Genomic DNA, 22898 nt, shown 5'->3' on the forward strand with positions numbered 1-22898 from the left:
GGCGGCGCCTCACCCTGCCCACTTGACAGGAAACCGCTACATATCAGTCGAAGGTCGCCCGGAGGGCGTGCACGAGGCCGGGCGCGATGTCGTCGCCGAGCGCGACCTCGTCGTCGCTGTCGTGCGCTCGCTGGCGCAGCAGGCAGCGGGCGGCGCCGTCGCGGGTGACGGCGACGAGGAGGCGCACGTCGGCGCGGTCGGGGTGCTTGGCGACCGCCCGCACCGCGGCCTCGGGGTCCTCGGGCAGGTCGCGCTCGGCCGCCGGCGGGAGGACGACGCGTTCGACGGCGACCGCGCAGCCGGCGACCTCGTCGGGCCAGGCGATCCGGGCCAGCAGGTCCTCGAGGCCGTCGGCGTCCGGCAGCTCGTCCTGCTCGACGGCGGAGAGCGCACCCGCGACCCGGTCGTGCGTCGCGAGCCCGTCGGCGAGCTGCGGCTCGCGGTCGACGAGCTCAGCGGTCGGGACGAGGGCGAAGAGCCGTACCGGTTGGTCCCACCCGGTGCGGGCGACGTGCCGCTCGGTGTCGAGGGCGGCGAGGGTCAGGGGGTCGGTGACGGGCTGGCGGTCGTGGCTCACGGGTCCATCGTGCCCGACCGAACTCCGGGCGCTGCTCGTGCGTTGGGGTCTGCGAGGTAGGTTGACCACCACTGGTGCAGGACGACCCCGGCACACGGGACGAGGAGAGCTGTGAGTCGCTCGGACTGGTTCGACGGACGCGACGGAGCCGACGGGCCCGACGAGGGCGCCGGACGCCCCGAGGGGCCCCGGCCGGGCCGGCTGCGCCGCCGCGGGCCCCTGCTCCCCACGCTGCTCGTCCTCATCGCGCTCGCCGTCCTCGGGGGCATCGCCGCCGACGTCCTCACCGACGTGTGGTGGTACCAGTCGGTCGGCTACAGCGGTGTGTTCGTCACCGAGCTGCTGAGCAAGGCGGGCATCTTCGTCGTCGCCGCCCTCGTCACCGGCGGCGCGGTCGCCGTCTCCCTCGCCGTGGCGTACCGCACCCGGCCGCTCTACGTCCCGGTCACCCCGGCGCAGCAGGTGCTCGAGCAGTACCGCCAGGCGATCGAGCCGCTGCGCCGGCTCGCCATCATCGTCGTCCCGGTCGTCCTCGGGCTGCTCGCGGGCTCGGGGTCGATGGGCTCGTGGCGCACGTTCCTGCTGTGGGCCAACCGCCAGCCGTTCGGCACCAAGGACCCCCAGTTCGGCCTCGACGTCGGCTTCTTCGTCTTCACCCTCCCGTGGCTGCGCTTCGTCGTCAGCTTCGTCACCGTCGTCCTCGTCCTCGCCTTCATCGCCGGTGCCTTCACCCACTACGTCTACGGCGGGCTCCAGCTGCCCGGGCGCGGTCCCTCGACCCGCGCCGCGTACGTGCACCTCGGGGTCCTCGGCGCGCTCATCGCGCTGACCCGCGCGGCGTCCTACTGGCTCGACCGCTACTCGCTCTCGACCCAGAAGGGCTCGCTGCTCACCGGCATCACCTACACCGACGCCAACGCGGTGCTGCCGACGAAGGCGATCCTCGCGGTCGCGGCGGTGATGTGCGCGGCCTTCTTCCTCGCGGCGATCTGGAACCGCAGCTGGCGGCTGCCGATCATCGGGGTCGGCCTGCTCGTCGTCACGGCCATCGTCGCGGGGGCGATCTACCCGGCCCTCATCCAGTCGCTCAAGGTGGGCCCGTCCGCCCGCTCGCTCGAGGCGACGTACATCCAGCGCAACATCGCGGCGACGAACTCCGCGTTCGGCCTCGACCGCGTGGAGCGCATCCAGAACACGGTGCCCGAGCAGGCGCCGAGCCAGGCCAGCCTCCGCGCGGACGCCGAGTCCATCCCCGGCGTGCGGGTCATCGACCCCAACGTCGTCGCCCCGACCTTCCGCCAGCTCGAGGGCGAGCGCGACTTCTACGCCTTCCCCGACACCCTGGACGTCGACCGGTACACGATCGACGGGAAGGTCAACGACGCCGTCGTCGCGGTCCGCGAGATGAACCTCGCCGGACTGCCGGACGGCCAGCGCAACTGGCTCAACGACCACACCGTGTACACGCACGGCTACGGCTTCTACGCCGCCTACGGCAACCAGCGCACGCCCGAGGGCGACCCGGTCTTCTTCGAGGGCGGCGGGCGCAACAGCCTCGGCGACTACGAGCCGCGGGTGTACTTCGGCGAACTGTCGCCCCAGTACTCGGTCGTCGGTGCCCCGACGGGCAGCCAGCCCAAGGAGTACGACCGCCCCGGCAGCACCGAGGGCTCGTCGGTGAAGAACACCTACACCGGTGGTGGCGGCGTCCCGATCGGCTCCACCTTCCGCCGGCTCGCCTACGCGGTGAAGTACCGGGAGGCGAACTTCCTCCTCTCCGACGCCGTCAACGGCCAGTCGCGCCTGCTCGACCACCGCACGCCGAAGGAGCGCGTCGAGCGGGTCGCGCCGTGGCTCCAGCTCGACGGGAACGTCTACCCCGCCGTGGTCGGTGGGCGCCTGCAGTGGATCGTCGACGGGTTCACGACCTCGTCGGCGTACCCCAACAGCCGCCTCGTCGACCTCGCCGACGCGACGACCGACTCGGTCGCCCAGCGCTCGGCCGTCGTCCAGGTCCGCTCCGGCGAGGCCAACTACGTCCGCAACGCCGTCAAGGCGACCGTCGACGCGTACGACGGCTCGGTCAAGCTCTACGGCTGGGACACCGGGGACCCCATCCTCAAGGCGTGGGAGCAGGCCTTCCCCGGGTCGGTGCGCGACATCTCCGAGATCTCCGGCGACCTCATGTCGCACATCCGCTACCCGCAGGACCTCGTGAAGATCCAGCGCGACCTGCTCAACGAGTACCACGTCACCCGCGCCGACGACTTCTTCACCGGTAACGACAGGTGGCGGGTCCCGCGGGACCCCTCGGTCTCGACCCAGGACATCCCGGTCGTCTTCCAGTCCATCGCCCTGCCGGGCGAGGACCGCGCCTCGTTCTCGATCACCTCCCCGTTCGTCCCCGCGAGCAACACCGAGGGAGGCCGGGAGATCCTGCGTGGCCTGCTCGCGGTGGACGCCGACGCGGGGTCGTCCGCGGGGAAGCCGGCGCCGAACTTCGGCAAGCTCCGGCTCGTCGAGTACTCCTCGAACCAGGCGCCGTCGGGCCCCGGCCAGGTGGTCAACCAGATCAAGAACTCGAACGTGCGCTCGCAGAACCCCGCCGAGCAGCTCGGGCTGGCGCAGTACATCACCAACAACTCCAGCGGCGGCAAGCAGCTGGACTACGGCAACCTGCTCACCTTCCCGCTGCAGGGCCGCACCTTCTACGTGCAGCCGATCTACGTCCAGGCCTCGGAGGGCTCGGGCTCGTTCCCGCAGAACAAGATCACGGTCGCCGTCTACGGCACGAACGTCGCCTGGGGCGACACCCTCGAGCAGGCGATCACGGGGCTGTTCGGCGAGAGCCAGGGCGGGGACGGCGGGCAGACGCCGGACCAGCCCACGCCCGAGACGACCGTGGCCCAGCAGCTCGCGGCCGCCATCGCGGAGATCCAGACCGCCTACACCGACGGCCAGGAGGCGCTGAGCAAGAGCGACTTCGCGGCGTACGGCGAGGCGCAGAAGCGGCTGTCCGCCGCCATCGCCAAGGCGGACGCGCTCGCCGCGCAGCTGGGGACCACGGTCGCCACCCCGAGCGCGTCGCCGTCGCCGAGCCCGTCACCGTCCGCGACGGCGAGCTCCGGGTAGCCGATTTGTGGTCTCCGCCCACCGTCGCGTAACCTCGTGGACATACCGAGCGCGTTCTCCGGAGCGCGACTCACCACGACGCGGGGTGGAGCAGCTCGGTAGCTCGCCGGGCTCATAACCCGGAGGTCGCAGGTTCAAATCCTGCCCCCGCTACCAGAACGAGAAGGGCCCCGACCGGCGACAGCCGGTCGGGGCCCTTCTCGTGGTCGGGATGCCGGGAGCCGGAGCGGGCGACGAGGAACGAGTCGCCGGCGACGGCGGCGTCCTGCCCCCGCGCGTCCGCCGCGCGGCGTCCTGCCCCCCGCGCGCCCGCCGCGCGGCGTCCTGCCCCTCGGGCCCCGGTCAGCCTCGTTCCGGGATGAACGCGGGTGCCGGGACGCCGTTGCCGGTCAGCAGGTCGCAGCGGACGAACTGGTCGCCGACGCGCTCCAGCAGGCAGCCGCCGCCGTCACCGACGGGCGGCCCCGCGTCCTGGCGTGCCTCGGCGGGGCCGACGAGGGTCCCGGCGGCGAGCAGGCCGGCTCCCAGGACGGCGATCCCTCGACGGGCTCGGTGCTGTCGTTTCATGGTCTCCTCCTCTCGTGCTCGGGACGTCCTGCCACGGTCCGCCGTCGGGGCGACGAGCGCCTGACCCGAACGAGGCAACTCGGGGTCGGCGCCGGGTGGCCAGAAATGCCCATGTGCCTCGCCCGCCCGAGCCCTACCGTGGATCCATGCCCGGCTGGCCGCCCCCCGACCTGCCCGGCCCGTGGACCGGTCGTGCCGCCCGCCCGCCCTTCGTCGGCCGGGAGCGTGAGTTCGACCTGCTGGAGGCCGTGTGGGCGGACGTGGCCGCCGGGGCACCGCAGACGGTGCTCCTCGGGGGGGCCGCTGGCGTCGGCAAGTCGCGGCTCGTGGCCGAGGCCGCTCGGGCGGTGCACCGCACCGGGGCGTCCGTCCTCCACGGTCAGTGCACCGCCGAGGACGGGCGACCGTTCGACCCGTTCGTCCGCCCTCTGTCCGTTCTCGTCGAGGCCGCCGCCTCCGGCCTCCTCGGGTCCTTCGTGTCCAGTGGCGGTGAGCCGATCGCGGAGCTGCGGGCCGTGCACCAGGTCGCCGCGCCCGTGCTCGGGACGGCGGCAGCCGGTGAGGATGTCCCCAACCCCCTCGCCCTGCTCGACGGCGTGGCCGGACTCCTGGCGGCGGCCTGCGTGGAGCGGCCCCTCCTGCTCGTCCTCGAGGACCTCCACTGGGCCGGCCGGTCCGCCCTCAACCTGCTGCGCTACGTCGTCGAGCACGTGTCCGAGGTCCCGCTGCTCGTGCTCGCGACCTACCGCGCGACTCCGCCGGACCGCTCGGAGGTGCTCGGAGGGGTGCTCGCCGACCTCGTGCGCCGGGACGACGTGCACCGCATCGACCTGATGGGCCTGGGCGTCTCGGACGTGACCCGGTTCCTCGTGGCCTCCGGCGCGGGCACTCCCGAGGCCGTGGCCGCCGCGGCCGCGCTGCTGCACGACCACACCGGCGGCAACCCGTTCGTGCTCAACGAGCTCTGGCGCGACGTGACCGCCCGCGGTGGGCTCGAGGCGCTGCGGGCAGGCGTCCTGGGGGTTCCCGAGTCGCTGCGTGCGGTCGTCGCGGGCCGGCTGGCCGAGCTGACCGAGGCGCACCGTGAGCTCGTCGGTCTGGCCGCCGTGGCGGGGGTCGTCGTCGACGCCTCGGTGGTCGCCGGCGCCTCGGACCGGCAGGTCTCGCCGGAGGACGCCCTGGCCGCGATGGAGGCAGCCCGGGCCGTCGGCCTCCTCGAGCAGGTCGTCGACCACCCCGGGCAGTACCACTTCGCCCACGTCCTGGCGCAGCAGGCGGTCCAGGCCGAGTTCGGGGCGCGCCGGGTGGCCCGCGCCCACGCGGCCATCGCGGAGGCCCTCAGGTCCCGGACGGGGTCGGGCCCGGCGGAGCTCTACCGCGTGGCGCACCACTACGCCCAGGCGGCAGGCCTCGGTCTCGAGGCGGAGGCCGCGCACCACCTGCGGCTCGCCGGGCAGAGCGCCGAGGACCAGCTCGCGCTGTCGGACGCCGCCGCGTTCTACGAGCGCGCCACCGGGTTCGAGGTCCCCGGGCCGCCCCGGGACCGGCTCCTCCTCGCCGCCGCGCGCTGCCACCTGCTGGCGGGGCGGCGCCTGAGGGCCATGCAGCTGGACGAGCGTGCGTCGGCCTCCACCGATCCGAAGATCCGGCTGCTGGCCGCCATCGGTTACGTCGCGGCCATGTGGCGCGCCGGGAGCGGAGCCGGCGCCCACCGCGGTGTCACGCTCCTCCAGGGAGCCATCCGCAGCTCGGGTCGCTCCGCCGACGACCCGCTCGTGGTGCGCGCCGCGGCGGCCCTCGCCTCCGCACTCATGCTCACGGGAGCGGAGGACGAGGCTCGCCGGTGCGTCAGGGACGCCATCGAACGGGCGCGGGCCATCGGCGACCGGCGCCTCCTGGCCACCGTCCTCGACGAGTCGCTCTTCGTCGGGGTGGGCCTGGACTCCCTCGGCGAGAGGGCGGCGCACGCCGCCGAGCTCTCCGAGCTCTCCCGGGTGGGACCGCACTGGACCCACGCGGGGAGAGCGGCCATGGTGAGGTGCCACGCCGCGTACGTGACCGGTGACCGGACCGCGCTGTCGTCGGCCCTCGAGGAGCTCGGCGTCGCGGCCCGCGAGAGCCGCCAGCCCTACATCTCCTGGACGCTGCACCTGTTCACCGCGTCACTCCAGCTCCTGCGGTGCGACGTGACCGCGGCGCGCGCGACGATGGCGGCCGGGCGTCGCATCGAGGCCGGGTTCGAGCCGGGTGCCAGTGCGGGGGAGGGGCCGGCCAGCCTGCAGCAGTTCATGATCCGGCGCGAGAGCGGACGCCTGGGGTTCGCGCGCACGATGATGGAGTCCGGCCTGCAGCCCACCGACCCCTGGCGGCCCGGCGTCGTCGCGCTCTGCATCGAGACGGGGATGACGGACCGGGCCCGAGAGGCGCTCCATGACGCCTTGCGCTGGGACGTGACCACGTTGAGGAGGTCGGCGATCTGGCCCGCGTCCCTCTCCTTCCTCGGAGAGGCGGCGGTCGAGCTGGATGACGAGGACGCGATGCGTGCCCTCCTGCCGGAGGCGGAGCGGTTCGTCGGGGTCAACCTCATGGGCGGCGAGATGCTCGCGCTCTGTGGCAGCGGTGACCTGCTGATCGGGCTGCTCCGCGCAGGTCTCGGGCTCCCCGGGGCGGAGACGTGCTTCGCGCGGTCACTCGAGATGGACCGCCGCACCGGGTCGGTCCTGCACGAGGCGACGACGCAGGCCCACTGGGCGGCCCACCTCCGGCGCTCGGGAGCCGCCGCGGACCGGGTCAGGGTGCACGAGCGACCTGCCCGCGAGGTGGCCACGCACCACGGACTGGCCCGGGTGCTGCGCATCCTGGGACCGACGCAGCCCCGCCCGGTGCCCGACGGCCTGACCGGGCGCGAGGTCGAGGTCCTCGGCCTGCTCGCCGAGGGCGCGAGCAACAGGGAGATCGCCCGCCGGCTCGTCATCAGCGAGCACACGGCGGCCAACCACGTCCGCAGCATCCTCATGAAGACCGGGTCGAGGAACCGGACCTCCGCGGCGCGCTACGCCGTGCGCCACGGGCTCGTCCACCCGTCCTCAGACGACGGGAAGCCGTGACGCGTCCGGCAGCAACCGGCTGTCGAGCTCGGTCACCGCGTCGGCCGGGATGCCGGCACGCGCGGCCGCCCGACGGATCGCCTCCTCCGACTCCGCCTCGTAGAGGCAGTAGGTCTTGCGCTTGTCCGCCGACAGGAAGGACATCAGCCAGCGCACGTCCTCCTCGTCGTTGACGGCGTTGATCTCGGCCAGGCCCTCGATCGTGGGGTCCAGCTGCTCCCCGAACTGCCTCTCGACCATGAAGATGGGCATCGGTGGCTCCCTTCGACCGCACCCACGGTACGGCGGGGCCGGGACGGGCGCATGACCAGATCTGGCCCCCGGGGAGCCGCACGAGCGCGACGTCCCGCCCGCGTGCGGACTCCCCGCCCTCCCGCTAGCGTGGCGGAGCCGGGGGGAACCGGCACCGACCGGTGCACCGCACCACGACCACCTGGGGGAAGCATGACCACGTCCACCTCGACCCGCGTCCGTCGGCTCGTCGCCACTGCGACGGTCGCCGCCGCCACCCTGGCCGGCTCGGCGGTCCTCGCCGCCCCGGCCAGCGCCAACGACTCGCCCTCGGGCTGCGGGACACCGCACAAGGTGAACAGCAGGGCGATCACGTACGGCGTCGGCACCTCGTCCTGGCGGGTCGGCACGCTGACCCAGTACTGGGGCTGGTGCTACTCCGAGCTGCGCAACTGGGCGCACGTGCACTTCTCGGCCGGGAACTCGGCCTTCGGCGTCAAGCTCGGCATCCAGACCAAGGACGGCGTGCGCCACGGCGTCCGGACCGTCAACAGCGGTACCGACTTCACCTCGAAGCCCACGGCGACGATGGACCGCTCGACCCGCGCGTTCGTCGACGGCACGTTCTGGAACGGTGGCGTCGCGTCGCTGTCCTTCCAGGCCACCGGCTGGAGCGGCTGAACCGGCACCCCGGCGCCCGGAGCGACCTGCGCCACACCGGCGTGTCGGCGGAATCTCCGGGCCCGGGGGACCTGTTGGACCCGACGTGACCACCACCCAGACCGGCCGCACGCACCGCGTCGTCGTCATCGGTTCCGGCTTCGGCGGCCTCTTCGGCGCGCAGGCGCTCAAGCGCCGCGACGACGTCGAGGTGACCCTCGTGGCGCGCACCGCGCACCACCTCTTCCAGCCGCTGCTCTACCAGGTGGCGACCGGCATCCTCTCCGAGGGCGAGATCGCGCCGAGCACCCGCGAGGTGCTGGCCCGGCAGAAGAACGCCCGGGTCGTCCTCGGCGAGGTCACGGACATCGACCTCGAGGCCCGCACCGTCACCTCCGAGCTGCTCGGGACCGAGACCGTCCTCGAGTACGACTCGCTCCTCGTCGCGGCGGGAGCGGGCCAGTCGTGGTTCGGCCACGACGAGTTCGCCGAGTTCGCGCCGGGCATGAAGTCGGTCGACGACGCCCTCGAGCTGCGCGGGCGCATCTTCGGGGCCTTCGAGGTCGCCGAGCTCGCGACCTCGCCGGAGGACGCCCGCCGGGCCCTCACCTTCGTCGTCGTCGGGGCCGGCCCGACCGGCGTCGAGATGGCCGGCCAGATCTCCGAGCTCGCGGGGCGGACCCTCAAGCACGACTTCCGCCGGATCGACCCCACCCAGGCGCACGTCATCCTCCTCGACGCCGCGGACACCGTGCTGCCGACCTTCGGCGAGCGCCTCGGTGGCGCCGCCCGGCGCCGGCTGCAGGAGATGGGGGTCGACGTGCGCACCGGTTCGATGGTCACCGACGTCGACGAGCAGGGCCTGACCTACAAGGACCGCCAGGGCCACGAGACCCGCGTCGAGGCGCTGACCAAGGTGTGGGCCGCCGGGGTGCAGGCGAGCCCGCTCGGGGCGCGCCTCGCCGAACAGTCCGGCGCCGAGACCGACCGCGCCGGCCGCGTCCTCGTCGAGGACGACCTCACCCTCCCGGGGCACCCCGAGGTCTTCGTCGTCGGGGACATGATGGCGCTGCGCGACCTGCCGGGGGTGGCCCAGGTCGCCATCCAGGGGGCGCGGTTCGCCGCCAAGGAGATCGGCCGTCGCCTCGACGGCAAGCCCTCGCAGGGTCGGTTCGAGTACTTCGACAAGGGCTCGATGGCCACCGTCTCCCGGTTCAGCGCCGTCGCCTCGATCGGCCGGCTGCGCTTCCACGGCTTCCTCGCCTGGCTGCTCTGGCTCGGCGTGCACCTCGTGTACATCATCGGCTTCAAGAACCGGGTGACCACGCTCCTGCACTGGGCGATCAGCTTCCTCGGCCGTGGCCGGTCCGAGCGGGTGGCCACCGAGCAGCAGGTCTTCGCCCGCCGGGCGCTGGCCCGCAGCGGCGACGCCGTGCCCGACGAGGTGCGACGGGTGGGCTGAGCGCCGGGGCGTTTCGCCGCGCGGGGAGTGACCGTAGGGTGGCCGCCATGCCGCTCGACTACCCGGTCCACCGGAGGACGCTCGACAACGGCCTGCGGGTCGTCGTGTCCCCGGACCACACCGTCCCGAACGTCACCGTCAACCTCTGGGTCGGGGTCGGGTCACGCCACGAGCAGGCGGGGCGCACCGGCTTCGCGCACCTCTTCGAGCACCTGATGTTCCAGGGGTCGCGGGGCGTGCGCAGCGGCGAGCACTTCGAGGCGCTGATGGCCGAGGGTGGCCGGCTCAACGCGACGACGTGGTTCGACCGCACGAACTACTTCGAGACCGTCCCGACCGGTGCGCTCGAGCTGGCCCTGTGGCTCGAGGCGGACCGCCACGGCCACCTCCTCGACGCGCTGACCCAGGAGAACCTCGACAACCAGCGCGACGTCGTCAAGGAGGAGAAGCGCCAGCGCTACGACAACCAGCCGTACGGCACGGCCCTCATCGACGTCTACGCCGCGGTCTTCCCCGAGGGGCACCCGTACCACCACCCGACGATCGGCTCGATGGCCGACCTCGACGCGGCGAGCCTCGAGGACGTCCACGCCTTCTTCCGGCGGTACTACGCCCCGGACAACACCGTCCTCACGCTCTGCGGCGACATCGCGCCCGAGGAGGGGTTCACCCTCGTCGAGCGGTACTTCGGCGGACTCACCGCGCGGGCCGAGGAGCGGCGTCCGGACCTGCCCCAGCTCGAGCCGCTCACCGCGCCGGTGCGGGTCGAGCGGCGCGAGAAGGTGCCGAACGACCGGCTGCACGTGGCCTTCCGGCTCCCCGTCGACGGCACGGACGAGCTGGTCGCGGCCACCGTCGCCCTCGACTGCCTCGCCGGCCTGTCCAGCTCGCGCCTCGTGCGCCGGTTCGTCCGGCGCGAGCAGAGCGCCACCGGCGCCCACGCCACCGCGTGGGGCTTCGTCGACGGCGTCTCGCTCGGCTTCGTCGTCATCGACGCCGCCCCGGACGCCGACACCGACGCCCTCGAGGCCGGCCTGGTCGAGGAGCTCGAGCGGCTCGCGCAGGAGGGGCCGACCGAGGCCGAGCTGGAGGCCTCGATCGCGCAGGCCGAGCGGGCCTGGCTGTCGGCCCTCGCCTCCCAGGAGGAGCGGGCCGACCTGCTCAGCCGCTACCTGCTCCTCCACGACGACCCCGACGTCGTCAACACCCACCTCGACCGGGTCCGGGCCGTGACGGCGGAACGAGTGGTCGAGGCGACCCGGCGCTGGCTGCGGCCGGAGAGCCGGGCGGTGGTCGCCTTCCTCGACGACGCCGAGGGTGCGGAGGCGGTCGCGTGAGCGCCCGGCCGGCCGTCCGGCCGCCGGCCCCGTGGGCCTTCCCGGTCCCCGAGGAGCACCGGCTGCCCAACGGTGTCCGCCTCCTCGTCCACGACCTGCCCGGCCAGTACGTCCTCTCGATGCGGGTCGTCGTGCCCTCCTCCCTCGCCACCGAGGACCCCGAGCTCGAGGGCATCTCGTCGATGACCGCCCGGCTGCTCGACGAGGGGACGGACGAGCACTCCCCGGAGGAGTTCGCCGAGCTGATGGAGCGGCACGGGATGGCGCTCGGCGCCGGTGTCTCCGACGGCGGCCTCCTCGTCGACCTCGACGTGCCCCAGGCCCACCTGCCCACGGCGGCCCGGCTCGTCACCGAGGCGCTGGCCACCCCGGTCTTCCCCGAGCCCGAGGTGCGCCGCATCCTGCGCAGCCGGCTCGCCGAGATCGAGCAGGAGCGCGCGTCGGCGGCGCACCGCGCGGCGCGCGAGGTGGCCCGCACGATGTGGGACCCCGCCGACCGCGCGTCCCGGCCGGCCGCCGGCAGCGCCGAGACGATCGGGCGGATCACCCGCGAGGCCGTCGCCGAGCACCACGCGTTGCGGGTCGGGCCGCGCGGCGCGACGGTCGTGCTCGCCGGCGACCTCTCGGGCCTCGACCCGCTCTCGGTCCTCGACGCGACCCTCGGGCAGTGGGAGGCGCCCCGGCAGGTGCCGGCCCCGCCGCCGCTGGCGCCGGTCCCGGCCGCCGACCGGGCGCGGGTCGTCGTCGTCGACCGCCCCGGGTCGGTCCAGACCGAGATCGCCGTCGCGTGCCCGGGTCCGGACCGCTCGACCCCCTTCGGCTGGGCCCCGCACCCCGTGGCCTCCTTCGTCGTCGGCGGCTCCCCGAACGCCCGGGTCGACGCGGTGCTGCGCGAGGAGAAGGGGTACACGTACGGCATCCGCTCGGCCTTCCGGCCGCGCGTCGCGGGGGGCTCGTTCGTCACCTCGGGGTCGGTGCGCTCGGAGGTCACCGGCGAGGCGGTCGGCCTGCTCCTCGGGATCCTCGACGACGCCCGCGACGGCTTCACCGCCGCCGAGCTGCGCTCCGGGGTCGACTTCGTCTCCAAGACGGCACCGGGTCGCTACGCCACGGCCGACGCCGTCGCCGACGAGACGGCCGCGCTCGCCCTGGAGGGCCTCCCGCTCGACTTCACGACCCGCAACCTCGCCGCCGTCGCGGGACTGGCCCTCGAGGACCTCGACGCCGCGTACCGGCGGGCGGCGACGGGGGAGTGGACGGTCGTCCTCGTCGGTGACGCCGAGTCGGTCCTCCCCGCCATCGAGGGCCGGCTCCCGGGTCCGGTGAGCACGGTTGCGCTCTGAGACCGGCGGCGCGCTCTCGCTCGTCGTGCCCTCCCCGGTCGGTGGGCTCGGCCTCGTCGAGGCCGACGGCGCGCTCGTGGCCATCCACTTCGACGCGGTACCCGTCCCCGAGGAGCGGGCGCCGGCGCCGAGCCCGCTGCTCGAGGAGGTGCGCACCCAGCTCGAGCAGTACTTCCGCGGCGAGCGACGGGTCTTCGACCTGCCCGTCCGGCCCCGCGGCACCGCGTTCCGGCAGCGCGTCTGGGAGGTGCTGGCCACCGTCCCGTGGGGGACGACGACGACGTACGGCGCGATCGCGGACCGGCTCGGGCTGCCCCCGGGCGCGTCGCGGGCGGTCGGGGCGGCCAACGGCGCGAACCCGGTGCCGATCGTCCTGCCCTGCCACCGGGTGGTCGGGGCCGACGGCACCCTGACCGGCTACGCGGGCGGGCTCGAGCGCAAGGCGGCCCTCCTCCGGCTCGAGGGCGTGCCGACCGAGGCCGACCAGGCCGTCCTCTTCTAGTCGCGCACCACCGACGGACGGCCGGCGGAGAGCCGCTCGAGCACCTCGTCGTGGAGGATGCCGTTGGTCGCGACGGCGTTGCCCCCGAACGGGCCGTCGGTGCCGTCGAGCGAGGTGAAGCGCCCCCCGGCCTCGGTGACGACGGGGACGAGCGCAGCCATGTCGTGGAGCGAGAGCTCGGGCTCGGCGGCGACGTCGACGGCGCCCTCCGCCACGAGCATGTAGGACCAGAAGTCGCCGTACGCCCGCTCGCGCCAGCAGGCGCGGGCGAGGCCGAGCATCGCGTCGAGGCGACCGACGTCGTCCCAGGACGTCGTGCTCGAGATGGACAGGGAGGCGTCGGCCAGCCGGGAGACCCCCGAGACCTGGATCCGGCGGGCGCTGGTCAGGCTGCGGCCGGACCAGGCCCCGGACCCGACGGCGGCCCACCAGCGGCGGCCGAGCGCGGGGGCCGCGACCAGCCCGACGACCGGCCGGCCGTCGTCGACCAGGGCGATGAGCGTGGCCCACACCGGCACGCCCCGCACGAAGCTGTGGGTGCCGTCGATCGGGTCGATGACCCACTGCCGCGGGCTCGACCCCGTCGGAGGCAGCTCCTCGCCGATCACCGCGTCACGGGGGCGGGTGCGCTTGAGCTGGAACCGGACGAGCTCCTCGGCGTCGCGGTCGGCGTCGCTGACGAGGGTGAGGTCGGGCTTGGTCTCGACGTGCAGGTCCTCGGCCCGGAACCGCTCCATCGTCAGCCGTTCGACGGCGTCGGCGAGCACGTGGGCGAGTCGGAGGTCGTCGTCGTAGCCCGGCACGGGGCTCAACCTACCGGCTCCCACCGAAGATCTTCCGGCGTCGGCGGCGGGTTGGTCGCAACTCGGTCACAATCGGGTCTCGGTGCGTCGCGGAACTTCCCTCCGCGCGGGTCGGTGGTGTTTGGTGGACCGGGCACGCCGGAGGGCGCTGCCACGAGGCTGCACCCGACCGGGGCACCTCACGGAACGGCCACACGACACCGCGTGGTCAACCACTTCACACAGGAGGACATCCATGCGAGGAACTGCTCGCACGGTCGCCGTTGCGGCCATGTCCGCCATCGCTCTTCTCGCTGCCGGGTGTGGCAGCGGGGACAGCGGGGGCGACCAGAGCTCGGCCGCAGGCGGCAAGACGGGCGGCGAGATCACCGTCCGCGGCTGCAACCCGCAGAACCCTCTGGTTCCGAGCAACACGACGGAGACCTGCGGCGGCAACGTGATCGACGCGATCTTCTCCAAGCTCGTGCACTACGACCCCGAGACGGCCAAGCCCGAGAACGACATCGCCGAGTCCATCGACACGACGGACAACCAGAACTTCACGGTCAAGATCAAGAAGGGCCGCAAGTTCCACGACGGCACCGAGATCAAGGCCAAGAACTTCGTCGACGCGTGGAACTACGCCGCGTACGCGCCCAACGGCCAGAGCTCGGGCTACTTCATGGAGCCCATCGAGGGCTACGGCGACATGCAGTGCACCGGTGAGGGCGACGACCCGTGCGCCGGCGCCGGCAACGCGAAGGCCAAGGAGCTGACCGGCCTCAAGGTCGTCGACGACTACACCTTCACGATCAAGACCACCGAGAAGGTCTCGAACCTCCCGGTCCGCCTGGGCTACTCGGCGTTCTCGCCGCTCCCGGACATGTTCTTCAAGGACCCGAAGTCCTTCGGCGACAAGCCGGTCGGCTCGGGCCCGTACAAGCTCGACGCGTGGAACAAGGAGCAGTCGATCGTCCTGTCCAAGTTCGCCGACTACAACGGTGACTTCGGCGGCAAGGTCGACAAGATCACGTTCAAGATCTACCAGGAGTCCGACGCCGCCTACAACGACGTCATCGCGAACAACCTGGACATCACCGACGAGATCCCGACCAGCGCGCTGATCGACGACAAGTACAAGTCGGACCTCCCGGACCGCAACGCGCAGAAGGAGACCGGCGTCATCCAGACGATCACCTTCGCGCCGACCAAGGTCGACCCGAACTACGCGGACCCGAAGATCCGTCAGGCGATCTCCATGGCGATCGACCGCGACACGATCATCAAGCAGATCTTCAACAACACCCGCGTGCCCGCCACCGGCTGGGTCTCCCCGGTCGTCGACGGCTACAAGGCCGACCAGTGCGGTGAGTACTGCAAGTACGACCCGGCCAAGGCCAAGGCCCTCCTCCAGGAGGCCGGCGGCTTCAAGGGCAGCAAGATCACCCTCTCCTACAACGCGGACGCGGCCCACAAGGACTGGACCGAGGCCACCTGCAACAGCATCAAGCAGGCGCTCGGCGTCGACTGCGTGGCCACGGGTGTCGTGGACTTCGCCACCTTCCGCTCGCAGATCGCGGACCGCAAGATGAAGGGCATGTTCCGCACCGGCTGGCAGATGGACTACCCCTCGATCGAGAACTTCCTCGCCCCGATCTACAAGACCGGTGCGTCCTCGAACGACGGCGACTACTCCAACCCCGAGTTCGACAAGCTCCTCGTGCAGGCCGCCGCGGCGACCGACGAGGCCGAGGCGAACAAGCTCTACCAGCAGGCCGAGGCGCTCCTCGCCCAGGACATGCCGGCCATCCCGATGTGGTACGGCAAGACCACGATGGGCTGGTCCGACAAGGTCACCGGTGTGAAGATCACCGCCTTCGGCACGATCGACTTCACGTCGGTCTCGCTGAAGTGACCCCCGGGGGCCGCTAGGTCCCCGAGCTCCACACGAGTCGTCGGCCTGTCAGCCACCGCTGGCAGGCCGACGGCCGTGTGACGGGGGGTTTTCGACCGGCCGGGTCCGGCGCTACCCACGCCCACCCCCATGGTCTAGGTTCGACCCCGAATACAGTCCGACGCCGTCGTCCCCGATCGGGACCAGCGTCCCGAGAACCAAGGAGGTGTTGTGGGCACCTACATCCTTCGACGGCTCCTCCAGATGATCCCCGTGATCCTCGGAGCGACGTTCCTCATCTTCGCCATGGTGTTCGCCCTGCCGGGTGACCCCCTCGCCGGGAAGTGCGGCGAGCGGCCGTGCTCCGCCGCGTACCGCGCGGCGTTCACCGAGAAGTACAACCTCAACGACCCGCTGCTCGTCCAGTACGGCAAGTACGTCGGCAAGCTGGCCACCGGCGACTTCGGTGAGACCTACAACCAGATCAAGGTCTCCGACCAGCTCAAGCAGCGTTACCCCGTGACCGCGAAGCTCGCGCTCATGGCCATCCTCTTCGAGACCCTCATCGGCATCGTCGCCGGTGTGTTGACGGGGGTGAGACGGGGAGGGTTCCTGGACAACCTCGTCCTGGTCTCCACCCTCGTGGTCATCTCGATCCCCGTCTTCGTCATCGGTGGCCTCGCGCAGTACTTCCTCGGCGTCAAGTGGGGCCTGTTCCCGGTCACGGTGACCTCGGGCGAGGCGACGGTCTACCAGCTGCTGCTGCCGGCGATGGTGCTGGGCTCGCTCTCGGTGGCCTACGTGGCCCGGCTGACCCGCACCAACCTCGTCGAGAACCTGCGCTCGGACTACGTCCGCACCGCGATCTCCAAGGGCCTCACCAAGCGCCGGGCCATCGGCCTGCACGCGCTGCGCAACAGCCTCATCCCGGTCGTCACGTTCATCGGCTTCGACTTCGGCGCCCTCCTCGGCGGCGCCATCGTCACCGAGAGCATCTTCAACATCCCGGGGATCGGCGGCTACATCTTCCGCTCGATCCGCTCCCGGGACGGTGCCTCGGTCGTCGGCGCGGTGACGGTGCTCGTCATCGTCTACCTCGTCGTCAACCTCATCGTCGACCTCCTGTACGGCCTGCTCGACCCGAGGATCAGCCATGACTGAAGCCACCATCACCGAGTCCAGCTCCGTCGCCGACCCGCACGACGCGGGCGACGTCGGCGAGGAGCGGTCGCTCGCCTCCGACGCCTGGCGCTCGATGCGCAAGAACCCCATGTTCTGGATCTCCGCGACGATGATCGCGGTCTTCGTCCTCATGGCGGTCTGGCCGAGCCTGTTCACCAAGACCGACCCCACCTTCGCGGTGCTCGCCGAGTCGCGGGCCAAGCCCGGCGAGGGCACCTGGTTCGGCCGCGACATCCAGGGCTACGACATCTACGCGCGGTGCATCTACGGGGCCCGAGCCTCGATCCTCGTCGGGCTCTTCACGACGACCGGCACGGTGCTGCTCGGCGGCACCATCGGCGTCATCTCCGGCTACCTCGGTGGCTGGGTCGACGCGCTGCTCTCCCGCATCGGTGACGTGTTCTTCGCGATCCCGCTGCTGCTCGGCGCGATCATCTTCCTCGTCTCGCTGCCGGACTTCTTCAACGACAACTACCTGCTCATCGTCCTCAAGGTCGTCTTCGCCCTGGTCATCCTCGGGTGGCCGAGCCTGGCGCGGCTGATGCGCTCCAGCGTCATCCAGGTCAAGCCGAACGACTACGTGCAGGCGGCCCGTGCCCTCGGCGCGAGCCCGTGGCGGGTCATCCGCTCGCACATCCTCCCGAACGCGCTGGCCCCGATGATCGTCGTCGCGACGATCAACCTCGGCGCCTACATCGCGGTGGAGGCGACCCTGTCCTTCCTCGGGATCGGCCTGCAGCCGCCGGCCATCTCCTGGGGCATCGACATCAGCTCGGCGATCGTCGGCCTGCGCACCACCCCGCACATGCTGTTCTTCCCCAGCCTCTTCCTCTCCCTGGCGGTGCTGGCGTTCATCATGCTCGGCGACGTGGTCCGTGACGCCCTCGACCCCAAGAACCGGTGAGGCAGAAGACATGACGGTTCAGGACACCACTCGCACCGACACCGGTGCGATCCGTTACGAGCCCCAGGACGGCGTGCTGCTCGAGGTCGAGGACCTCTACGTCGAGTTCCACACGGCCGACGGCGTGGCGACCGCGATCAACGGCGTCTCGTTCGAGCTGCGCCAGGGCGAGTCCCTCGCGATCCTCGGCGAGTCCGGCTCGGGCAAGTCGGTCACCGCGCAGGCGATCATGGGCATCCTCGACATGCCGCCGGCGGTCATCCCGCAGGGGCACATCCGCTACTGCGGGCACGACCTGCTGACCATGGACGAGGAGCAGCGACGCAAGACGCGGGGCCCGGAGGTCTCGATGATCTTCCAGGACGCCCTCTCGTCGCTCAACCCGGTCTTCCCGGTCGGCTGGCAGATCGCCGAGATGTTCCGCATCCACCGCGGGATGAACAAGAGCGACGCCCTCGACCAGGCGATCCGGCTGATGGAGCGGGTGCAGATCCCGGCCGCCCGCGAGAGGGTCAAGGCCTACCCGCACCAGTTCTCCGGCGGCATGCGCCAGCGGATCATGATCGCGATGGCCATCGCGCTCGACCCGGCGGTGCTCATCGCCGACGAGCCGACCACCGCCCTCGACGTCACCGTCCAGGCGCAGATCATGAGCCTCCTCGAGGAGCTGCAGGAGGAGCGCCAGATGGGGCTCATCCTCATCACCCACGACCTCGGGGTCGTCGCCGACGTCGCCGACCGCATCGCGGTCATGTACGCCGGCCGGCTCGTCGAGAAGGCCGAGGTGCACGAGCTGTACCGGTCTCCGGCACACCCGTACACGCGCGGCCTGCTCGAGTCCATCCCACGCCTGGACCAGAAGGGCCAGACGCTCGCGGCCATCGGCGGCCTGCCGCCGAACCTCATGCGGATCCCGCCGGGCTGCCCCTTCAACCCGCGCTGCCGGATGGCCCAGGACGTCTGCCGCCGCGACCTGCCCGCCCTGCGGGAGGTCGCCCCGGGCCGGCTGTCGGCCTGCCACTTCGCCGAGGAGGTCATCGATGCCTGAGGTCGTCCTCAGCGCCCAGAACCTGGTCAAGCACTACCCGATCCGTCGGGGCGTGCTGCGCCGCACGGTGGGCCACGTCAAGGCCGTCGACGGGGTGAGCTTCGACCTGCACAAGGGCGAGACGCTCGGCATCGTCGGCGAGTCCGGCTGTGGCAAGTCCACCCTCGGGCGGCTGCTCATGCGGCTCGAGGAGCCGACCTCGGGCAGCGTCGTCTTCGAGGGCCAGGACTGGTCCGGCGCCTCGCCGAAGGACACCCGCCGGCTGCGGCGCGACATCCAGATCGTGTTCCAGGACCCCTACACCTCGCTCAACCCGCGGATGACGGTCGGCGACATCGTCGGCGAGCCGTTCGAGATCCACGCGGACGTCGTGCCCAAGGGCGGGCGCCGCAAGCGCGTCCAGGAGCTCCTCGACCTCGTCGGGCTCAACCCGGAGCACATCAACCGCTACCCGCACCAGTTCTCCGGCGGCCAGCGCCAGCGCATCGGCATCGCCCGGGGCATCGCGCTCAACCCGAAGGTGCTGGTCTGCGACGAGCCGGTCTCCGCGCTCGACGTGTCGGTGCAGGCGCAGGTCGTCAACCTCATGGAGAAGCTCCAGGACGAGCTCGGCCTCGCCTACGTCTTCATCGCGCACGACCTGTCCGTCGTCCGGCACATCTCGGACCGCGTCGGCGTCATGTACCTCGGGCGGATGGCCGAGCTCGGCGAGGAGGACGAGGTCTACGCGCGTCCGACGCACCCGTACACGCAGGCGCTGCTCTCCGCCGTGCCGGTGCCCGACCCGACCCTGCGCGGCAAGCGCGACCAGATCGTCCTCGTCGGCGACGTCCCCTCACCGGCGAACCCGCCCTCGGGCTGCCGGTTCCACACCCGGTGCTGGAAGGCCCAGGACGTCTGCAGCCAGCAGGAGCCGCAGCTCGAGCTGCGCGACGACGGCCACGGCGCGCACCTGTCGGCCTGCCACTTCGCCGAGCCCCGGGTCATCGTCGAGACCACCGACGTCAGCGGCCTGCAGCCGGACACCCGGTTCACGACGACCGAGGTCGGCGACGTGCCCGACAGCGGCGCGGGCCTCGGCACCGCGGGTGGCGGTGAGGAGCTCGGCTCCTCGCAGGCGGACTCGACCGCCGAGCGGGCGGAGGCGATGGACCCGCCGGCGAGGCGTCCCGACGACCTCTCGGCACTCACCGAGGACCCGCAGGACCGCCCGCGCTGACGCGCGGGGCGCGACCACCGACGGCCGCCGGCGGGACTCAGTCCTCGCCGGCGACCGTCCGCGTCCGCAGCAGCCGCCGCAGCGACTCCAGGCGCGCCGGGCCGGCGGGGCCGGCGGCGCCGCTCTCGACCCAGGCGTCCAGGCCGCACTCCTCCTCGTCGTGCGTGCAGCCGCGGGGGCACTGTGCGGTGCCCGGCTCGAGGTCGGGGAAGTGGTGCACGATGCGCGTGGGGTCGACGTGGGCCAGCCCGAACGAGCGCACGCCCGGGGTGTCGACGACCCAGCCGTCGTCGTCGGGCAGCGGCAGGGCGACGGCCGAGGTCGAGGTGTGCCGCCCGCGCCCGGTGACGTCGTTGACGACGCCGGTGGCGCGCTCGGCCTCCGGGACGAGGGCGTTGACGAGGGTGGACTTGCCGACCCCGGAGTGGCCGACCAGCACGCTGACCCGGCCGTGCAGCGCGTCGCGCAGGGCGTCCAGCCCGTCGATGCCGTCCTCGAGGCGCGAGGTGACGACGTGCGGCACCGAGAGCGGCGCGTACTGCTCGAGGAACGGCGCCGGGTCGGTGAGGTCGGCCTTGGTGAGGACGAGGAGCGGGTCCATCCCGGCGTCGTAGGCCGCGACGAGGCAGCGGTCGATGAGCCGCGGACGGGGCTCGGGGTTGGTCAGCGCCGAGACGACGACGAGCTGGTCGGCGTTGGCGACGAGGACCCGCTCGACCGGGTCGGTGTCGTCAGCGGTGCGGCGCAGCACCGTCTCGCGGTCGGTGATCCGCACGATGCGCGCCAGGCTCCCGTCGGTGCCGGTCGTGTCGCCGACGAGGTGCACCTCGTCGCCGACGACGATGCCCTTGCGGCCCAGCTCGCGGGCCCGCATCGCGACGAGGTCGTGGTGGTCGCCCGCGCCCCCGACGCGCACCCGGTAGCGGCCGCGGTCGACCCCGAGCACGCGGCCGAGCACGGCGTCCTCGTGCTTCGGACGGTCCTTGGTGCGTGGCCGCGAGCCGCGACGGTTGGGGCGGATCCGGACGTCGGACTCGTCGTAGTCCCGGGGCGACCTCGCCATCACGCGTCCGCGGTGACCCGCTCGTGGAGCATGCGGTCCCAGAGCGTCGTGAACTCGGGCATCGTCTTGGCCACGGTGCCGACGTCCTCGACGACCACCCCGGGGACGGCGAGCCCGAGCACCGCAGCGGCCATCACCATGCGGTGGTCGTGGTAGGTGTGGAAGACCTTGCCGCGCAGCGGTCTCGGAGAGACGCGCAGGCCGTCGTCGGTCTCCTCGACCTCGGCTCCGAGCGCGCCGAGCTCGGTGCTCAGCGCGGCGAGGCGGTCGGTCTCGTGCCCGCGGACGTGGGCCACGCCGCGGATGATGCTCGGGCCCTCGGCGAGCGCGGCCAGCGCCGCGACCACGGGCGTCAGCTCGCTGGAGTCGTGGAGGTCGACGTCCACCCCGAGGATGCCGCCGGCGCCGGTGACGGTGAGTCCGGAGCGGTCGAGGACCACCTCGGCCCCCATCATGTCGAGGACCTCGCGGACGAAGTCGCCGCCCTGCGTCGTGTACTGCGGCCAGCCGGGGACGTGCACCGACCCGCCGGTGACGAGCGCCGCGGCGAGGAACTGGGCCGCGTTGGACAGGTCGGGCTCGACCTGGACGTCCAGGGCGTTGACCTCGCTGGGCTCGACCCGCCAGGTGTGCACGTCGGCGTCGTCGACGACCACCCCGGCATCCCGGAGGGTCTCGACGGTCATCTCGATGTGGGGCAGGCTCGGCAGCGCCTTGCCGTCGTGGCGGACGGTGACTCCGTCGTCGAAGCGAGCGGCCGAGAGGAGCAGCCCGGAGACGAACTGCGAGGACGCCGACGCGTCCATCGTCACCGTGCCGCCGCGCACCCGTCCGGTGCCGTGGACGGTGAACGGGAGTCCGCCGCGGCCCGCGTCGTCGACCTCGACCCCGAGCGTGCGCAGCGCCTCGAGCACCGGGGCCATCGGACGTCGCCGCGCGCCCTCGTCGCCGTCGAAACGGGTCGGGCCGGTGGCGAGGCCGGCGAGGGGTGGCACGAAGCGCATGACGTTGCCGGCCAGCCCGCAGTCGACCCGGCCCCCGCCGGTCAGCGGGGCCGGGGTGACCAGCCAGTCGCCGTCGTCGACGTCATCGACCCCGACCCCGAGGGTGCGCAGCGCGTCCGCCATGAGGAGGGTGTCCCGCGAGCGGAGCGGCGCCCGCAGCCGCGAGACGTCGCCGGCGAGGGCGGAGAGGACCAGGTAGCGGTTGGTGAGGGACTTGCTGCCGGGGAGGACGACGCGGGCGTGGACCGGGCCGTCGGCGGTCGGTGCGGCCCAGTCAGGAGAAGGCATGCTGGGCCTGGGCCGCCTTGAGCTTGGCCTCGGTGGTGGCGGAGTGGGCCAGGTGGCGGGCCTCCCGCCGGGTCGTCCGGGCCGCGCGGTGCACGCTCTCGCTCGCGAGGTGGGCCCGGTAGGCCAGGCCCGGCCGTCCCTCGGTGTCGACCGCCGCGAGGAGCAGGCCGCCGAGCAGGCCGAGGTTCTTCAGCAGGTGGGTGCGCTGCTGGGCCCGGACCTCGGGGTCCTCCTCCTGCCAGTACCGGTGCGCGGCGACCGTGGTGGGGACGAGCGAGGCCGCGAGCACCCCCGCGGCCACCCGCGGGAAGCGACCGAGCGCGAGCATCGTGCCGGCGCCGACCATGACAATGCCGTTGGCGCGCACGAGCAGCTCGGGGTCGTCGGGGAGCCCGAGCAGTGGCGCGACCTTCTCGACGACCGGCCGGGCCTTCTCGGACTTCGACGACGGGTGCTTGAGCTGGTCGACGCCGCTGACGACGAACGTCGACGCGAGGAGCGGTCGGGCGATGCGGCGCACCACGGACATCCGGTACCTCCGGGTCGGGGTCGCTGCTGGTCAGGACCTCCCTCCCTACCGTAGTTGGTCGGCCCTG

19 protein-coding genes and 1 tRNA gene are annotated in these 22898 nt (G+C 72.5%); 13 read left to right on the top strand and 7 right to left on the bottom strand.

Going from position 1 to position 22898, the window contains the following annotated elements; genetic code table 11:
* Nucleotides 1-43: 43 nt before the first annotated feature.
* Nucleotides 44-577, bottom strand: a complete 534-nt coding sequence (locus tag PKA89_RS10355; RefSeq protein ID WP_324419175.1) for a PPA1309 family protein — start codon at nucleotides 575-577, stop codon at nucleotides 44-46.
* 111 nt (nucleotides 578-688) lie between these two features.
* Between PKA89_RS10355 and PKA89_RS10360 the strand changes: the two genes are divergently transcribed.
* Both PKA89_RS10360 and PKA89_RS10365 read left to right on the top strand, forming a co-directional pair.
* The gene (locus PKA89_RS10360; protein ID WP_324419176.1) at nucleotides 689-3709 is read left to right on the top strand and encodes a UPF0182 family protein; all 3021 of its coding nucleotides are present in this window, start codon (nucleotides 689-691) and stop codon (nucleotides 3707-3709) included.
* A 79-nt stretch (nucleotides 3710-3788) separates the two neighbouring features.
* Nucleotides 3789-3865 (top strand) — tRNA-Met (locus tag PKA89_RS10365).
* 186 nt (nucleotides 3866-4051) lie between these two features.
* On the opposite strand, the gene PKA89_RS10370 is transcribed toward PKA89_RS10365, so the two are convergent.
* Nucleotides 4052-4276 (bottom strand): hypothetical protein, encoded by a 225-nt coding sequence (locus tag PKA89_RS10370; RefSeq protein ID WP_324419177.1) that lies wholly within the window; start codon nucleotides 4274-4276, stop codon nucleotides 4052-4054.
* Nucleotides 4277-4422: 146 nt separating this feature from the next.
* On the opposite strand from PKA89_RS10370, the gene PKA89_RS10375 reads away from it, so the two are divergent.
* Nucleotides 4423-7383 carry an AAA family ATPase gene (locus PKA89_RS10375; protein WP_324419178.1) on the top strand — a complete coding sequence of 987 codons (2961 nt, stop codon included), beginning with the start codon at nucleotides 4423-4425 and terminating at the stop codon, nucleotides 7381-7383.
* Here the strand turns inward: PKA89_RS10375 and PKA89_RS10380 are convergent.
* Nucleotides 7363-7635 (bottom strand): DUF4242 domain-containing protein, encoded by a 273-nt coding sequence (locus PKA89_RS10380; RefSeq protein ID WP_324419179.1) that lies wholly within the window; start codon nucleotides 7633-7635, stop codon nucleotides 7363-7365. The genes PKA89_RS10375 and PKA89_RS10380 overlap by 21 nt on opposite strands.
* Before the next feature lie 192 nt (nucleotides 7636-7827).
* On the opposite strand from PKA89_RS10380, the gene PKA89_RS10385 reads away from it, so the two are divergent.
* From PKA89_RS10385 to PKA89_RS10405, 5 genes are all read left to right on the top strand, one after another.
* Nucleotides 7828-8295: a hypothetical protein gene (locus tag PKA89_RS10385; RefSeq protein WP_324419180.1), complete on the top strand. Its 468-nt coding sequence runs from the start codon at nucleotides 7828-7830 to the stop codon at nucleotides 8293-8295.
* Nucleotides 8296-8380: 85 nt separating this feature from the next.
* Complete coding sequence (locus PKA89_RS10390) at nucleotides 8381-9736, top strand: NAD(P)/FAD-dependent oxidoreductase (protein ID WP_324419181.1); 1356 nt, start codon at nucleotides 8381-8383, stop codon at nucleotides 9734-9736.
* Between the two features lie 47 nt (nucleotides 9737-9783).
* Complete coding sequence (locus tag PKA89_RS10395) at nucleotides 9784-11073, top strand: pitrilysin family protein (RefSeq protein ID WP_324419182.1); 1290 nt, start codon at nucleotides 9784-9786, stop codon at nucleotides 11071-11073.
* Nucleotides 11070-12416 carry a pitrilysin family protein gene (locus tag PKA89_RS10400; RefSeq protein ID WP_324419183.1) on the top strand — a complete coding sequence of 449 codons (1347 nt, stop codon included), beginning with the start codon at nucleotides 11070-11072 and terminating at the stop codon, nucleotides 12414-12416. Before PKA89_RS10395 ends, PKA89_RS10400 begins: the two co-directional genes overlap by 4 nt.
* Nucleotides 12406-12918, top strand: coding sequence for a methylated-DNA--[protein]-cysteine S-methyltransferase (locus PKA89_RS10405; RefSeq protein ID WP_324419184.1), 513 nt, complete (start codon nucleotides 12406-12408; stop codon nucleotides 12916-12918). Before PKA89_RS10400 ends, PKA89_RS10405 begins: the two co-directional genes overlap by 11 nt.
* On the opposite strand, the gene hisN is transcribed toward PKA89_RS10405, so the two are convergent.
* The gene (hisN, locus tag PKA89_RS10410; RefSeq protein ID WP_324419185.1) at nucleotides 12915-13730 is read right to left on the bottom strand and encodes a histidinol-phosphatase; all 816 of its coding nucleotides are present in this window, start codon (nucleotides 13728-13730) and stop codon (nucleotides 12915-12917) included. The two genes, PKA89_RS10405 and hisN, sit on opposite strands and share 4 nt — an antisense overlap.
* Before the next feature lie 262 nt (nucleotides 13731-13992).
* Between hisN and PKA89_RS10415 the strand changes: the two genes are divergently transcribed.
* From PKA89_RS10415 to PKA89_RS10435, 5 genes are all read left to right on the top strand, one after another.
* A complete protein-coding gene (locus tag PKA89_RS10415; RefSeq protein WP_324419186.1) occupies nucleotides 13993-15615 on the top strand; it encodes an ABC transporter substrate-binding protein in 1623 nt (540 codons plus the stop codon).
* 210 nt (nucleotides 15616-15825) lie between these two features.
* A complete protein-coding gene (locus PKA89_RS10420) occupies nucleotides 15826-16755 on the top strand; it encodes an ABC transporter permease (protein ID WP_324419187.1) in 930 nt (309 codons plus the stop codon).
* Nucleotides 16748-17680 (top strand): ABC transporter permease, encoded by a 933-nt coding sequence (locus PKA89_RS10425; protein ID WP_324419188.1) that lies wholly within the window; start codon nucleotides 16748-16750, stop codon nucleotides 17678-17680. The genes PKA89_RS10420 and PKA89_RS10425 overlap by 8 nt, the downstream gene beginning before the upstream one ends.
* Nucleotides 17681-17690: 10 nt before the next feature.
* Nucleotides 17691-18728: an ABC transporter ATP-binding protein gene (locus tag PKA89_RS10430; RefSeq protein WP_324419189.1), complete on the top strand. Its 1038-nt coding sequence runs from the start codon at nucleotides 17691-17693 to the stop codon at nucleotides 18726-18728.
* Nucleotides 18721-19947, top strand: coding sequence for a dipeptide ABC transporter ATP-binding protein (locus PKA89_RS10435; RefSeq protein WP_324419190.1), 1227 nt, complete (start codon nucleotides 18721-18723; stop codon nucleotides 19945-19947). Before PKA89_RS10430 ends, PKA89_RS10435 begins: the two co-directional genes overlap by 8 nt.
* A 37-nt stretch (nucleotides 19948-19984) precedes the next feature.
* Here PKA89_RS10435 and rsgA read toward each other — a convergent pair whose 3' ends face one another.
* Genes rsgA through PKA89_RS10450 form a run of 3 tightly spaced genes read right to left on the bottom strand, consistent with a single transcriptional unit; the run spans nucleotide 19985 to nucleotide 22831 of the window.
* On the bottom strand, nucleotides 19985-21010 hold the full coding sequence (rsgA, locus tag PKA89_RS10440; RefSeq protein ID WP_324419191.1) for a ribosome small subunit-dependent GTPase A: 1026 nt from the start codon (nucleotides 21008-21010) through the stop codon (nucleotides 19985-19987).
* Nucleotides 21010-22302, bottom strand: a complete 1293-nt coding sequence (gene aroA, locus PKA89_RS10445; RefSeq protein WP_324419192.1) for a 3-phosphoshikimate 1-carboxyvinyltransferase — start codon at nucleotides 22300-22302, stop codon at nucleotides 21010-21012. The genes rsgA and aroA overlap by 1 nt, the downstream gene beginning before the upstream one ends.
* On the bottom strand, nucleotides 22289-22831 hold the full coding sequence (locus PKA89_RS10450) for a DoxX family protein (protein WP_324419193.1): 543 nt from the start codon (nucleotides 22829-22831) through the stop codon (nucleotides 22289-22291). Before PKA89_RS10450 ends, aroA begins: the two co-directional genes overlap by 14 nt.
* Nucleotides 22832-22898 lie beyond the last annotated feature (67 nt).

This window comes from Phycicoccus sp. (genome assembly GCF_035325325.1).
GTDB lineage: Bacteria > Actinomycetota > Actinomycetes > Actinomycetales > Dermatophilaceae > Phycicoccus.